The organism is Micromonospora sp. M71_S20 (genome assembly GCF_003664255.1).
Taxonomy (GTDB): Bacteria; Actinomycetota; Actinomycetes; order Mycobacteriales; family Micromonosporaceae; genus Micromonospora.
Genome location: NZ_RCCV01000004.1, coordinates 86,503 through 99,484, shown reverse-complemented (window position 1 = coordinate 99,484; position 12,982 = coordinate 86,503). Strand labels below are relative to the sequence as shown.

Genomic DNA, 12,982 nt, shown 5'->3' with positions numbered 1-12,982 from the left:
CTGCCACACGGGAGGGGCTTGTTCGCTACTTTCTGTCGCCACCGAATGTGAGACAGAGCCTGATGATCAGTGTGCACGATGTCGAGTCGACCGATGAGGTCGGGCGGCTGGCCGCGTTCCGGCGTGAGTTCCACGCCTGTCTGACCGCTCGTGGGGATGCGTTGTTCGAGCTGGCAGATGCGCTGATGTGCGCCGACGGGCCGGTGCGGTCGCTGGTGGAGTTGTCGCTGTTGGGTGAGCACCGCCGCGGCCGCGGCTCGGCTGTACGCGGCGTTGAACCGCGGCCGGATCGACATCGCGCGGCTGCGCACCGCGGTGGTGACGGTGCCGCGGGCCGCGGACGGGCGGACCGTCCTGGCGGTGGATGCGACCTACTGGCTGCGGCCGGAGGCGCACACCTGCCCGCAGCGGGTGCTGTGCCACACCTACGGTCGCGGCAAGGACACCCACAACGGGGTTCCGGGCTGGCCGTACTCAATCGTCACCGCCCTGGAGGCCGGGCGCACCTCGTCGACCGCACCGTTGGACGCCCGCCGGCTGGCGCCCGGCGACGACGCTGCCACCGCCGAGCAGTTGCGCGACGTGGTCCAGCGGCTGCCCGGCAGCACCGGCCGCCCACGAGGGCATGGCGGCGAGTTCATCTTCGGTGACCCGAGCAGCTGGGGCGCCCCGGACGTGACCACGACCACCGACACCCGTCGCTACGGCGCCGCAACCGCGCACCGACTGCACCCCGGGCTCACCCACCGACCGCCTGGACCGCCCCAGCACGGCCCGCTGCCGATCATCGATGGCACCGTGATCCTGCTGCAGGTCGACCGGCTGCCGTCAGTGGGACTTGGAGAAACCGTCCTGCCCTGTTCGCAGCTTTTACTCCCAATGCCCGAATCTGGATCTCAAGATGGGCCGCACGCTGAGGAGCGCCACGATTGGTCGGGTGGGGTCCCGGTGGCGGCTGGGCACGAGGTGGGGGTTGAGGAAGAACGGAACGGAAGTTGGCGCTAAGCCCCGGCCCGGTAACCACCAAGCCGGGGATGGGTTAGATGATGTTCGTAAGCACAGTCCGGACGACGATGACGGCCCGACGTCGTCATATGTCCTCGTCGCGCATCGCGTAGAGCCGGTAGCCGACGTCGATGACGCCGATGAGGACCGTGGCCAGGAAGGTGTAGCCGCCCAGCTTGACCATCGCGTCGACACCGTCCAGCACCAGCCCCACGACGCCGGCCAGGAGCGTGAACACGAGCGCCCCTGTCACCGAGAACAGGACGTGGCGCTTGACGTGTGCCCGGCGTACCGCGCGGTCGTAGGCGTCGATCTCCTCGCCGACGTTTCGGTCACTCCTGTCGCGTTCCACGTTCACCGTCCTGCTCCCTTCCGGCGTGCCGTCCTCCGGGACGAGAACGGCGGTCGATCTGTGTCGACAACAGACTGCCTCCGTGATGCCGCAAGCACCAGACCCCCCGAGGACCGGCGCGCCCCACCTTGTCGGGCCGCTCGGTTCCGGGGGCACCTTACGGGTCACAGGTTCTCTCGGCGCCATCTGCTGACAGCTTCCTCAGCCACGCGTTCCTCCTGCCGCCGCCGGCCTTTGATCACCTTTCGCGGTACGGAGGCGCTGAGCGCTCGGGTGACGGCCAAGGCAGTGCAGATCGTGACGAGCAAAGCCAACACGGCGAGTGGGGGAAGAAGAGCGGCTGGCGCGATTAGCAGTTCCAGGAGCACGATGATCCTGAGCGGCATGCTCGGTGCTGGCCGCCCCGAGGTCGACGTCGAACGGGTGCTGATCGCGCTGGTCGCCAACCGGGCGCTCAAGCGTGTGTCGGCGTACGACCTCAGGTGCCCAGGTAGGTATGGCTGTCACCATGACCAGCCGGGGTCACCGAACGGCCGCCATAGGTTAAAGATCAAGTTAGGACCAGGTGATCGCTCCGAGGTCGTAGTGTTTGTTGAAGTCCGGTGACGGGTCTTGTTCGAACTGAATCTCCTTGCCGTACGGCGGGCCGCCGTACCGCACCTCCGTCATCGGGCGGGAACGTGATGACACGGCGAGCAAGCAGGTCTTCCATTCGGCGCCCTTGCGATCGAACTCGTCGGAATCGGGTGGGTACCCTTCTCGGCAGCTCGGCAGCCGCATCTCGCCGGTCACGGTGACGGCGGGACCGAAGTCGCCGAACTCGCCGGTAAAGCGCGGCGTGCCCGGCGAGAAGGCATTGCCACTCTCGTTGGTGATGATGATCTTGGCGTAGTACGCGGTGTGGCGCTTCAGTACCGCCCTGCTGTCTTCGTCGAAGTTGCCCTGGACCTCCGAACCCGGGGTCGTCTGGATGCGCTGCACCACGATGCCGAGCACGCCTTCGGCGTAGGTCTTCAGCAGGGGGTAATAGTGGCGGACGGGCACGATCGCCTTCTCACCGAACCGCAGTCGCGCCCCGGGCCGGGTCATTTCATCGGTCAGCCGGAGCGGTTCGGTCGGAATCGCGGCCGTCGCGGGTGTCGGCGCCGACGTGGCGGACGATGGGGCCGGTGACGCGGTCGTGGCGGGAGCCGCCGATGGTGCGGCGGCCTCGCCCGTGGTGCAGCCCGCCAGCAGCAGGCAGGAGATCAAGGCGAAGGCATGGCTGCGCATACGCGAAGTATCCCTGAATCACACCGAACCAGTCATGAAGGGGATGCTGCTCAACGGCCGTTAGGGAAGGATAACTCTGTTCCTCTCCGGCCGGCAGCGGGTGGCCCGGGTGCAGATCGACGGGCCGGCGGCGCTGACCGACCGACTCCGCAGCGCCGACCTGGGCATGTGACGACGTGTGCGGAAGCAGTCACACGAGGGCCTGAGGGCATCTCTCCCCCAACGACCGTCACCGATCTCTGCTCCCGTACGCTGTCCCGCGCCGTCCCGTCGGGGGGCGGCGCGGCAGGGGGCACCATGCGGGCCTTTGCGGTCTCGGCGCTAACGGAACCCCCTTTCCCGCGTCCCAGCACGACGCCACCGATCGGGTGGCACGGGAGAGCATCGAGTGGGCGCTCAGCCACGGGCTGATCAGTAACGGGCACCGGCTGCGCCGGGCCGACGCTTCCGGGCTGGCCGGGCGGGCCTGCCCGGAGGGGCCGGTCGACCGGCTGCGGCTGCTCGCCGACCTGATCTCCTGGCTGTTCGTGATGGACGACGCCTGCGACGAGGACGGCCTCGGCGCCGCCCCCACCCAGCTGGCGCCGACCGTCGCGGCCCTGCTGGACGTGCTGGACGGGCACGGGATTCCGACCGACGGGCCCGCCCCCGCCGGGCCGCTCGGCGCGGCGCTGGGCGACCTGTGCCAGCGGGTCCGGGACGCCGGGACGCCGGGGTTCCTGCTGCGCTTCGTCGGCGAGGTGCGGGAGTACCTGCTGGCACTGCTCTGGGAGGCGGCGAACCGGGAGCACGGGCGGGTGCCGGAGCTGGCCGAGTACGTCCAGATGCGCCGGCACACGGGCGCGGTCCACCCCAGCTTCACCCTCACCGAACTGGCCGCCGGGGTGCTGCCGGACGCGGCGAGCCGCACCGAGCCGGCGCTGGTCGCGCTCGACCTGCTCGCCGCCGACCTGGTCTGCTGGTGCAACGACGTCTTCTCGTACGGCAAGGAGAACCTCGCCCGGCCGGACGTGCACAACCTGGTCGCCGTGATCGCCGCGGGCGGGACCGGGAGCGACGAGTCGTCGGCCCTGCGGGCGGCGGCCGACCGGTTCAACGAGTCACTGTCGGCGTACCTGACGACGGAGGCGGTGATCCTCGCCACCGGGGACGACAGGCTGCGGCCGGCCGTCACCGCGCGGCGCAACTGGATCCGGGCCACGTACGACTGGTCGCTGGCAGCCGCCCGATACGCCTGAGCCGGGCGTTCCATCTTCCGAGCCGTGGCCCAGCCGTGATTCCTCCGGACATCCGCCGATCACCTGCACCCCAGCGGGATCCAGGATCCACCCTGGGACTGACAACGAAATTACAGCCCGTCCAGACCAGCCGAAACCACGATGAAAAGCGTTCCCTGTAAGTCGACGCGGCTCGCGGCTGTCAGGTCGGGTGATGGGGTGGAGGTCGACTTGGCCATCATGAGTCAGCAGGTGCTGCGGGAGGAGGTCACCGCTACCTCCCGTACGCGTCCGACCAGGCATGGGCCGGTCGGTGGCCGCACTGTCCGCCTGCTGCTGACCACCGAGGCCTGCGCCGGCCCGGGAGTGATCCCGGGCCGGCAGTGCTCGCTGCCCGCCCCGCAGGATGAGGCGTGTTACGTACATGGGACCGAGCCTGTGACCATTGCTGGGCGAGTGATTGATCATCAGCCAGCGGGATCAGATCGCCAGCTGAATAGCGGTGGAGCTGGTCGTTTCGTAGGTAACGCCATTCTTGGTGGCGTGGTGGGTGCAGCTCACGGTGATCGTGCGGGCGGCGGGAGTACTGCCCGTGACGTAGTTCGAAACGAAGCTCACGTCAACGAGCGCGCCGCCATTCTCCGAATCGTAATCGGTCCTGTAACCGCCCAACGCATCGTAGGCAAAGCACCGGACGTTGATATAGTCCGCATCGACCCGATCGTTGCCCCAGGTGGCGAGCCGCGAGTACCCCCGGATCTTCGCCCGGCGGCCGTGGAGATAGCCGTCCGGATGAACTTCCGAACCCTCGTTCTGAATGACGCCCTGTAGGTTGTACGCCGGTCCTGACGGGGGCGGCGGGGGCGGCGGCGTGCAGTCGACCCACACATCGCAGGGATCGACGGGAAAAGCTTGCGCTGGCAGGGCGCCCGCCCCGACGCCACCGACACAGATCAGCAGGGCGATCCCAATTTTCATAACTCGTCTGAACACAAGGTCTCCTGTCGGCAGACACCTAGGCCAATCACCTACGTTGCGTGATCGGCGCTCAGCCTACCGATCTAATTCCTCGTGAGGCAATGCCGCTCATCCGAGCGGACACAAGGACCGGCTAACCGTCCACCTCACTATCATCGACGTCAGCACCCACTGGCCAGGGCCCCGGCAAAGTCGTCAGATGACGCCGAGTAGTGCCAGCGGGCGGGTGCTGTCGCGGGCGTGATGTTGGTTGGCGGCGGCGATGTTGGTGACTCCGGTCAGGCGCAGGGCGCCGATCGCGGCGTTGCGCAAAGCGGCCATGACCTCGGGGCCGGTGCCGGTGCGGATCTGGCTACGGTCTTCGTCGTAGGTGACGTCGCGTACCCAGTGGACCTTGTTTTCGATCGACCAGTGCCCGCGGATCCAGCCGGTCAGTTGTGCCGGTTTCGCCTGGTGGACGCGGAGATCGGTGATGGCGTAGACGGTCTCGGTGGTAAAGCGTTTCGGCTGGTCGAGACGGCGTCTGCGGCGGCGGATCTGGATGGCTTGGGCGGCGTGCGGGAAGTCGATGCCGGTGGAGATCGTCAGGATCTTGCAGCTGCGGATCTCGCGGCGGCCGTGTCCGCGGTCGGTGTCGCGGGCGGCGTCCGGGACTGCCCGCCAGGGCAGCGCGGTGAGCTGGGCGTGCAGGTGGGGTTGGTTGCCTTTGACGGTCAGGATCCAGTGCGCGCCGCGTTGCGCGAGGTAGGTGACGTGCTCGCGTTGGCAGTGCAGGGCGTCGGCGGTGATTGACGGCGTCGCGTAGGTCGCTGATCTGGTCGAGCAGCGGCGCAAATCGGGTGATCTCGTTGGTCTTGCCGTCGACGTCGATGCTGGCCAGGACCACGCCGGCGGCCTGGTCGCAGGCGGTCATCACGTGCCGGGCGGCGGTGTCGGTGGTGCGGGAGCCGCGCAGGGTCTTGCCGTCGACGGCGATCGCCCGGCCGGCCGTCGAGGTGGTGGCGGTGGCCCGACCCGCGAGCCAGACACTGATCGCCGCGGTCAGTAGCTGCGGGTCCATAGCCTGCAACAGCCGACGGATCATCGCCTCCGATGGGCGCCGTTCGGCAGTCATGCCCAAGGCGAGAGCCGTTGCCGCCGGCACGTCGGCGACCCATTCGGCGATCGCGGCGTACGAGCGGTAGCCGGCGACCACAGCACACACGGCTACGGTGACCACGACTGTCAGCCGATGCCGGACACCTCGCCTGGCGCGTGGATCAGGCAGACCGGCGAGCGCCTCGGGCAGCCCACCAGCGGTTTCGGCAACGGTCAGAGCCGGTGCGCAGGACAGGGACGAGATCAGCGATGATGGCAGCGCGGGCATGACTCACTTCGGGCGATCAGCATGGCGTAGAGAACCTTGATGCCGTCGCTCTCGCGACGGCATCGCCAGCACGATGGCCGACCGAGAGCACCGCAACTTGTCCGTCGGCGAGACGGAGCTATGGGGATGGTTCACCGAGGCCTTTCTCTGCGATCTGTGGGAGCGTCCCGAACGCCGAAATCTGTTCGCCTTGCGCTGGCGCACGCAGCCGCGGATACGGGACGTCGCCAACACCCTCGCTTGGTCCGTTGTCGCAAACCGCGACAAAATCATCCCGGTCGAGAGCTTGAGCAACACGATCCGCTCTGCAGTGCTCTGGGAGTTCGCACATTGGCAGCGGTCTGGCGGCAACCCACAAGAGCAGGTCAGCTACCCCCTCGCCGCACCGGTGGCTGAGATGCTCGACTGGCTGGTCCGCCACGAGCCGACGAAGGCCGCCGCCGTTGTGGCCGAGATCGTCGGCGAGGCTGATCGAGAACTGGGCATCTCTCCGAAGATCAGCGGTGAGTCCATCCGTGAAGCGCTTGCCCTCGACGGGAAACTCGCCGGCACGGACTGTTACCACGAGTTCCTGGATGTCGCTCTCCCACCAGACGACTGACTACCAGCGACCCGAATGCTGCCCGGCGCAGAGCCCGACCGGGTGGTACTGCAACCGCTACGCCAATCGCCACGGCGGGCACGCCTTCACTGTCGAAAACTAGCGACGCGGAATCAGGTCTGGCCCGCCGCGTACCCGACGAGGACGGCGGCCGGGGCGCTGCCACTAGTCTTGAAACACCATGATTTAGGGTTATCGCGGGAAATCACCGGTTTCCCGCGATAACTCGAACCGGCGCGACCACGCCGCCGGGCAACGAGCAGCGCAGGCGCCGAAGTGTCGTACCGCTCTGACACCCTCGCCCCGTACGCATTTTCTCGACGAGCGGTTAAGGTGCGCGGTGGGTCAGGTCCATAAGCTCAAGACGTCAATCGCGACGCCGACCTTCGCCCACGCCGTCGAGACGTTCCTCGTTGCGCACGTCGCCGCCAGCGCCTGGTCGCCCGGGACCACCGTCAAGTCCCGTCAGGCTCGGACCACGCTCGCGTACACGGCGGCGTTCGGCGCCACTGCCCCGGCCACCCGGGTCCGGCACCTGTCCACCCTGCGCTCCGCGCTCACCGGGTGGCGCGAGTCGGCCGGCTGGATCGTCGGCGATCCCACCGCAGGCTGGGTCCGGCCGAAGGTCACCGTGGACACCACCCGGGCGTTGACCCGCGACCAGGTCGCCGCGCTGTGGCGCCTCGACGTCAGCCTGCGCGACAAGACGCTGTGGCGGCTGCCGCAGCGGCCGAGCTGCGCCGATCACTGGGATCGACGAGCGCGTAGCAGGCCGGGCCGGTTCTCGGTGTTTTAGCTGGTCAGGGCTTCTTTCAGCCGAAAGGGTTCACCACCACCCGTTGTCGCTCCGAGGGCTTCTGCGAGCTGTTCTCATGTTGCTGGGACCGATCGGATGCTTTCGGTCTTTCCGTGACGGAAGGGTGCTGGACATGAGGTATCTGCTCAACAGGGGTGTGCTGGTCGCTGGTCTGTCGGTTGCTGTCGGAGTCGGGGCGTTCGCCGGCCCGGCCGCCGCCGATGGCGGGTCGTGGGACGACGGGAAGCACCACCGCGACAAGTCGTGTCACTCCTACTACGACCACGACAAGGACCGCTACGACAAGAACAAAGACCACAAGTCGCGATACGACGACGACAAGAGCGGCTACTGGTCGAAGTACGACGACAAGCACGAGGACCGCCACTGGTCGAAGTACGACGACCACAAGGACGAGGACTACTACTGGTCGAAGTACGACAAGAACGAGCACCGGTCGACGTACGGCAGGAAGGACGGCCGGGATGGGCTCAAGGCCATCGGGCTGACCGACGACCAGAAGCTGATCAAGTTCGACGTCGACAAGCCGTGGGACGCCTGCACCATCGGCCGGGTGTGGCTGGAGGACGGCGAGAAGCTCGTCGGCATCGACTACCGGGTCCAGAACGGCCGCCTGTACGGCGTCGGCGACGAGGGCGGAATCTACCTCATCTCCACCCGTGACGCGAAGGCCACCGAGGTCAGCCAGCTCAGCGTCCCGCTCAAGGGCCGCTACTTCGGTGTCGACTTCAACCCGGCTGCGGACCGGCTGCGGGTCATCAGCGACCAGGGCCAGAACCTGCGGCACAACGTCAACGACGACACCACCATCGAGGACGGCACACTGACCTACCCGCCGTCGACGGACGCCGCCAAGGGAGTGACCGGAGCCGCGTACACCAACAACGACCTCGACCCGGACACCGCCACCACCCTGTTCGACATCGACACCAAGCGTGACCAGGTCGCGGTACAGTCCCCGGCCAACGCCGGCCAGCTGGCCGCCACCGGCAAGCTCGGCGTCGACGCCGGCATCTGGGCCGGCTTCGACATCTACAGCAGCATCCGCGACGACAAGGCCGTCTACAACAAGGGCTACGCGGTCCTGCACGTCAACCACGACAGCAAGCTCTACAAGATCGACATGCTCACCGGCGACGCCGACAAGCAGGGCACCTTCGGCGACTACACGGTCGTCGACCTGGCGCTGCCACTCGACCAGCACTGAACCTCGGCGACACACACATAGCGGGCGAAGGGGAGGCCGAGGCGTTACCGGCCTCCCCTTCGCTCTGCCGCACGGCTATGGCGGACCAGGTCAATCACGCCTCGCGGCCACGGCGACGGTGGCGCGCCACACGGCCGCGATGTCGCCGTCCTCCATGACGTCCGCCTCGCGGACGGCGCGTTCCACGACGGGTACGTAGCAACTCCACTCTTCCTCGGGCAGGCCGAGGACCTTCCGCGCTTCGCCGCCTACCGCAACCACCACCGCAGCACGCCGAAACCGCAACGCAGCCGTCCCGACAGCACGAGACCATTTCGACGCGCCGGTGGTGCAGGTGGCGAGGCCGAGGAAGGCGTCAGGAATGTCGTCCGGCGTTCCCAGCAGATGCGTAGTCGTCGCATCCCGCGGTACCAGGCAATCGTCCGCTCGACCACCCACCGGAACACGCCCAAGCCGGAGCCGTGGGGGCTGGCCGCGGCGGGCGATGCGCAGGCGGATGCCCCTGCCGCCTACTGCCTTCACGCGGTACTTGTCAGAGTCGTAGGCGCAGTCGGCGAACAACTCATCGGTGCGCTGGCGGGCGTCCGCGTCGACCGCGTGCCAGCGAAATCTTGTCGACGAAGCACTTGTTCATGTTGGCGAGCACGTCCGGCAGCGACACGGGCTGCCCCACGTTGAAATCGGCCCATTCGGTGGTGACCGAAGGTAGTCGATGTCGTTGAGACCGTGTGTGTAAGATCGATGATCTTTCGAAGGTCGTGTTCTCGGGGCTGCTGCCGCTGGTGATCGACGACGTGGCGGACGAGGGCGAACGGATCCTGGTGTGGGCTCGGACTCCCGAAGGGCCGTCGGCCTGTCCGGGCTGCAGGGCGTTGTCGGGTCGGGTACATGGGTACCACCAGCGGACCCTCGCGGACGTGCCGGTCGATGCCCGGCCGGTGGTGCTCCGGGTACGCGTACGTCGGCTGGTGTGCCCGACCCAGGGCTGCCGTCGAACGTTCCGGGAACAGCTGCCCGGGGTCCTGAACCGCTACCAGCGCCGCACGCCTCGGCTGGCCTTCCAGGTCGGTGCGGTGGTGCGGCAGGTGGCCGGCCGCGCCGGCGCGCGGCTGTTGTCGGCCCTGGCGGTGGTCGTGTCCCGGCACACCGCCCTGCGGGCGCTGCTGCGCCTGCCGTTGCCCGAGCGGCGGGTGCCCCGGGTGCTCGGCGTGGACGACTTCGCGCTGTGCCGGCGTCGTCGTTACGCCACCGTCCTGATCGACGCGGTCACCCGCCAGCGGATCGATGTGCTGCCCGACCGCAAGGCCGCGACCCTGGAGGGGTGGCTGCGTGAGCATCCCGGTGTCGAGGTGGTGTGCCGGGACTCCTCCGGCGCCTACGCCGAAGCAGTCCGCCGCGCCCTACCCCAGGCGGTGCAGGTCGCCGACCGCTGGCACCTGTGGCACAACCTCGCCGAGGCCGTCCGCAAAGAGGTCACCGCGCACAGCTCATGCTGGGCCGCCACCGATCTGCCGCCGCAGGAAGGGATCCGGGCCGTGACCACCCGGCAGCGATGGCAGCAGGTCCACGACCTGCTCGACAAGGGCGTCGGCCTGCTCGAATGCGCCCGCCGGCTCAACCTCGGCCTCAACACCGTCAAACGCTACGCCCGGATCAGCGAACCGCAACGCCTGGTCCGCGCACCGCAGTACCGGCCTACCCTCGTTGACCCCTACCGTGAGCACCTGCGACGCCGCCGGGAACAAGACCCCGCCGTCGGCGCCACCCAACTCCTCGCCGAGATCAGGGAACTGGGCTACACCGGCAGCCTCAACCTGCTCTACCGCTACATCACCCAGGGCCGAGTCGAAGCCGACCGCCCCGCTCTATCGCCCAGGCGTCTGACCCGCTACCTCCTGACCGCACCTGACCAGCTCACCGAGCATCAGCGGACGCTCGTCGATGCTCTCACCGGAGCCTGCCCGGAGATGACCGCGCTGGCCGGCTTCATCGGCTCGTTCGCCGCGCTTCTCACGCCCGCAAACGGCAACGACGACCGTCTCACCGCGTGGATCGTCGAGGTCAAGGCCACGGATCTTCCCCACCTGCACACTTTCACCCGCGGCCTCGGCCTCGACCGCGACGCCGTGAACGCCGCCCTGACCCACCCGTTCCACAACGGCGGCACCGAAGGCGTCAACACCAAGACCAAACTGATCAAGCGACAGATGTACGGGCGCGCAGGCTTCGCCCTCCTGCGACACCGCATCCTGCTCAGCTAACCAGCACCGTCCGTCACCACCGAATGTGAGACAGAGCCGTTAGATCCACACTCCCCCGCACCTCGCAGTCCGGGCTGAAGGGGCGTGCTGCTGCACTCGTCGCCCGGATGCCGACCCGCGGCGTGCGTGATGGTACGTCTTCGTTCAGCGGTCGATGGCGGCCATGTTGTCCGTGTCGTAGCGCTCGCCGGAGGCCGGGGGCAGGTTGTTCAGGCGGGCGACGTGGCTGGCAGTGAGCTCGATGTGGTCGGCGGCGGCGTTCTCCTCCAGCCGGGCGACTCGCTTGGTGCCGGGGATGGGCGCGATGTCGTCACCCTGGGCGAGCAGCCAGGCCAAGGCGACCTGTGCGGGCGTGGTGTCGATCTCGGCGGCTACGGCTCGGACCTCGTCGACGATTCGCAGGTTGCGTTCCAGGTTGCCGTCGGCGAAGCGGTGGTTGGTGCGGCGCCAGTCGTCGGCGTCAAGATCGTTCAGGGAGCGGATGTTGCCGGTCAGGAAGCCGCGGCCAAGCGGGGAGTACGGCACGAAGCCGATACCCAGTTCGCGCAGGACGGGCATGATCTCGACCTCCGGGTCGCGGGTCCACAGCGAGTATTCGGACTGGATCGCGGTGACCGGATGCACGGCGTGGGCGCGGCGGATCGTGGCGGGGCTGGCCTCCGACAGGCCTATGTGGCGGATCTTGCCTTCGGCCACCAGTTCGGCCAGCACGTCAACGGTCTCTTCGATGGGCGTGCTGGGGTCCACCCGGTGCTGGTAGAAGAGGTCGATGTGGTCGGTACCCAGGCGCTTCAGTGATCCCTCCACGGCCAGGCGGATGTTGGCCGGGGTGCTGTCCGGAGCCGAGCCACCGGCGTGAGGGATCAGTCCGAACTTGGTCGCCAGCACGACCTCGTCTCGGCGCCCCTGCACGGCCCGGCCGACCAGTTCCTCGTTGATGAAGGGGCCGTACCCCTCAGCGGTGTCGATGTGGGTGACCCCGAGATCCAGAGCGCGGTGGATCGTGCGGATCGACTCGTCGTCGAACTGGCCGGCGCCGGTGTAGAACGCCGACATTCCCATGGCTCCGAGACCGATGCGCGAGACCTTGAGGCTGCCGAGCGAAATGGTTTTCATGGCGCGACTTCCCTTCCCATTAGTTAAGTACCGGTCGGTGCAGAACCGTAGCACATCAAGACCGATCGGTACTGAACTGCGTTGGCCACCTGAGTAGGATGAAACTGCTGGTCAGCGGAGATCTGTACCGAGGGGTACGCTTGTGGCATGGGTGACTCCCGTAGGGCCGTCATGGGTCGGCCTCGAGGATTCGACATCGACCAGGCGCTGGAACGCGCGATGCGGGTGTTCTGGGCGCGAGGTTACGAAGGTGCGAGCCTCGCTGAACTGACCGGCGCCATGGGGATCACCAAGACGAGCATGTATGCGGCCTTCGGCAACAAGGAGCAGTTGTTTCGCAAGGCCCTCCAGCGCTACGGCGCGGGGCCGGCCGCCTACGTCACGCGCGCACTGGAGGAGCCCACCGCACGGGCTGTGACCTTGGCGTTCCTCCGCGGAGCGGTCTGCACCACGACCCCTCCCGGCGGCCCCCCGGGATGCCTGACCGTGCAGGGTGCGCTGGCGTCGAGCGACGAGAGCCGGGCGGTCCACGACCTGCTTGTCGACTGGCGCAACGACGCGGGGGGCCGCCTTGAGGAGCGCTTCCGGCGCGCCGTCAACGAGGGTGATCTTCCGCGCGACGCCGACCCTCGACGTCTTGCCCGGTTCGTCATGACGATGGGTTTCGGCATCGCGGTGCAGGCCGCCAACGGCCTCGGTCCTTCCGCGCTCGATGAGATCGTCGACACGGCGTTGCTCGGCTGGCCTGCGTAGCGACCGCACCCCTCGGTGAGACATTCTCCTCGCATGA

At 67.8% G+C, this 12,982-nt stretch carries 13 protein-coding genes and 2 pseudogenes; 8 read left to right on the top strand and 7 right to left on the bottom strand.

From position 1 onward, the window contains the following. Window positions 1-234: 234 nt before the first annotated feature. On the top strand, window positions 235-1,005 hold the full coding sequence (locus DER29_RS29815) for a transposase (protein WP_233600247.1): 771 nt from the start codon (window positions 235-237) through the stop codon (window positions 1,003-1,005). Window positions 1,006-1,090: 85 nt separating this feature from the next. On the opposite strand, the gene DER29_RS29810 is transcribed toward DER29_RS29815, so the two are convergent. Together DER29_RS29810 and DER29_RS29805 are read right to left on the bottom strand one after the other, a co-directional pair. After that, entirely contained in the window at window positions 1,091-1,363 is a 273-nt protein-coding gene (locus DER29_RS29810) for a hypothetical protein (RefSeq protein WP_121401008.1), read from the bottom strand. Between the two features lie 549 nt (window positions 1,364-1,912). Next, the gene (locus DER29_RS29805; protein ID WP_121401007.1) at window positions 1,913-2,629 is read right to left on the bottom strand and encodes a hypothetical protein; all 717 of its coding nucleotides are present in this window, start codon (window positions 2,627-2,629) and stop codon (window positions 1,913-1,915) included. Window positions 2,630-2,699: 70 nt separating this feature from the next. On the opposite strand from DER29_RS29805, the pseudogene DER29_RS35705 reads away from it, so the two are divergent. Then, window positions 2,700-2,801: pseudogene (locus DER29_RS35705) on the top strand (TIGR03085 family protein); the annotation flags it as partial. A 196-nt stretch (window positions 2,802-2,997) separates the two neighbouring features. Next, on the top strand, window positions 2,998-3,867 hold the full coding sequence (locus DER29_RS29795; protein ID WP_233600246.1) for a terpene synthase: 870 nt from the start codon (window positions 2,998-3,000) through the stop codon (window positions 3,865-3,867). 459 nt (window positions 3,868-4,326) lie between these two features. Here DER29_RS29795 and DER29_RS29790 read toward each other — a convergent pair whose 3' ends face one another. From DER29_RS29790 to DER29_RS36005, 3 genes and pseudogenes are all read right to left on the bottom strand, one after another. Next, window positions 4,327-4,824, bottom strand: a complete 498-nt coding sequence (locus DER29_RS29790) for a hypothetical protein (RefSeq protein ID WP_121401006.1) — start codon at window positions 4,822-4,824, stop codon at window positions 4,327-4,329. Window positions 4,825-5,019: 195 nt separating this feature from the next. Beyond that, window positions 5,020-5,658 (bottom strand): ISAs1 family transposase, encoded by a 639-nt coding sequence (locus tag DER29_RS36010; protein ID WP_255421090.1) that lies wholly within the window; start codon window positions 5,656-5,658, stop codon window positions 5,020-5,022. 37 nt (window positions 5,659-5,695) lie between these two features. Further along, window positions 5,696-6,190, bottom strand: a pseudogene (locus DER29_RS36005) (transposase family protein); the annotation flags it as partial. A gap of 73 nt (window positions 6,191-6,263) precedes the next feature. Here DER29_RS36005 and DER29_RS29780 point away from each other — a divergent pair. The 3 genes from DER29_RS29780 to DER29_RS29770 all read left to right on the top strand — a co-directional run bounded on the left by DER29_RS29780 (window position 6,264) and on the right by DER29_RS29770 (window position 8,815). Beyond that, window positions 6,264-6,791 carry a hypothetical protein gene (locus DER29_RS29780; protein ID WP_121401005.1) on the top strand — a complete coding sequence of 176 codons (528 nt, stop codon included), beginning with the start codon at window positions 6,264-6,266 and terminating at the stop codon, window positions 6,789-6,791. Between the two features lie 340 nt (window positions 6,792-7,131). Next, a complete protein-coding gene (locus DER29_RS29775; protein ID WP_121401004.1) occupies window positions 7,132-7,587 on the top strand; it encodes a hypothetical protein in 456 nt (151 codons plus the stop codon). Window positions 7,588-7,720: 133 nt separating this feature from the next. Further along, complete coding sequence (locus DER29_RS29770; RefSeq protein ID WP_121401441.1) at window positions 7,721-8,815, top strand: DUF4394 domain-containing protein; 1,095 nt, start codon at window positions 7,721-7,723, stop codon at window positions 8,813-8,815. 90 nt (window positions 8,816-8,905) lie between these two features. Here the strand turns inward: DER29_RS29770 and DER29_RS36400 are convergent, their stop codons facing one another. Beyond that, window positions 8,906-9,376 (bottom strand): hypothetical protein, encoded by a 471-nt coding sequence (locus DER29_RS36400; protein WP_148710133.1) that lies wholly within the window; start codon window positions 9,374-9,376, stop codon window positions 8,906-8,908. A 197-nt stretch (window positions 9,377-9,573) separates the two neighbouring features. Between DER29_RS36400 and DER29_RS29765 the strand changes: the two genes are divergently transcribed. Further along, the gene (locus DER29_RS29765) at window positions 9,574-11,076 is read left to right on the top strand and encodes an ISL3 family transposase (RefSeq protein WP_199729606.1); all 1,503 of its coding nucleotides are present in this window, start codon (window positions 9,574-9,576) and stop codon (window positions 11,074-11,076) included. A gap of 144 nt (window positions 11,077-11,220) precedes the next feature. Here DER29_RS29765 and DER29_RS29760 read toward each other — a convergent pair whose 3' ends face one another. Continuing rightward, complete coding sequence (locus DER29_RS29760; RefSeq protein WP_121401002.1) at window positions 11,221-12,192, bottom strand: aldo/keto reductase; 972 nt, start codon at window positions 12,190-12,192, stop codon at window positions 11,221-11,223. 147 nt (window positions 12,193-12,339) lie between these two features. Between DER29_RS29760 and DER29_RS29755 the strand changes: the two genes are divergently transcribed. Then, window positions 12,340-12,945, top strand: coding sequence for a TetR/AcrR family transcriptional regulator (locus DER29_RS29755; protein ID WP_121401001.1), 606 nt, complete (start codon window positions 12,340-12,342; stop codon window positions 12,943-12,945). Window positions 12,946-12,982 lie beyond the last annotated feature (37 nt).

Coding starts and splice junctions, on each gene's coding strand:
- DER29_RS29805 (WP_121401007.1), bottom strand. CDS start 2,629: ATGCGCAGCCATGCCTTCGCCTTGATCTCCTGCCTGCTGCTGGCGGGC.
- DER29_RS29790 (WP_121401006.1), bottom strand. CDS start 4,824: ATGAAAATTGGGATCGCCCTGCTGATCTGTGTCGGTGGCGTCGGGGCG.
- DER29_RS29780 (WP_121401005.1), top strand. CDS start 6,264: ATGGCCGACCGAGAGCACCGCAACTTGTCCGTCGGCGAGACGGAGCTA.
- DER29_RS29770 (WP_121401441.1), top strand. CDS start 7,721: ATGAGGTATCTGCTCAACAGGGGTGTGCTGGTCGCTGGTCTGTCGGTT.
- DER29_RS29760 (WP_121401002.1), bottom strand. CDS start 12,192: ATGAAAACCATTTCGCTCGGCAGCCTCAAGGTCTCGCGCATCGGTCTC.
- DER29_RS29755 (WP_121401001.1), top strand. CDS start 12,340: ATGGGTGACTCCCGTAGGGCCGTCATGGGTCGGCCTCGAGGATTCGAC.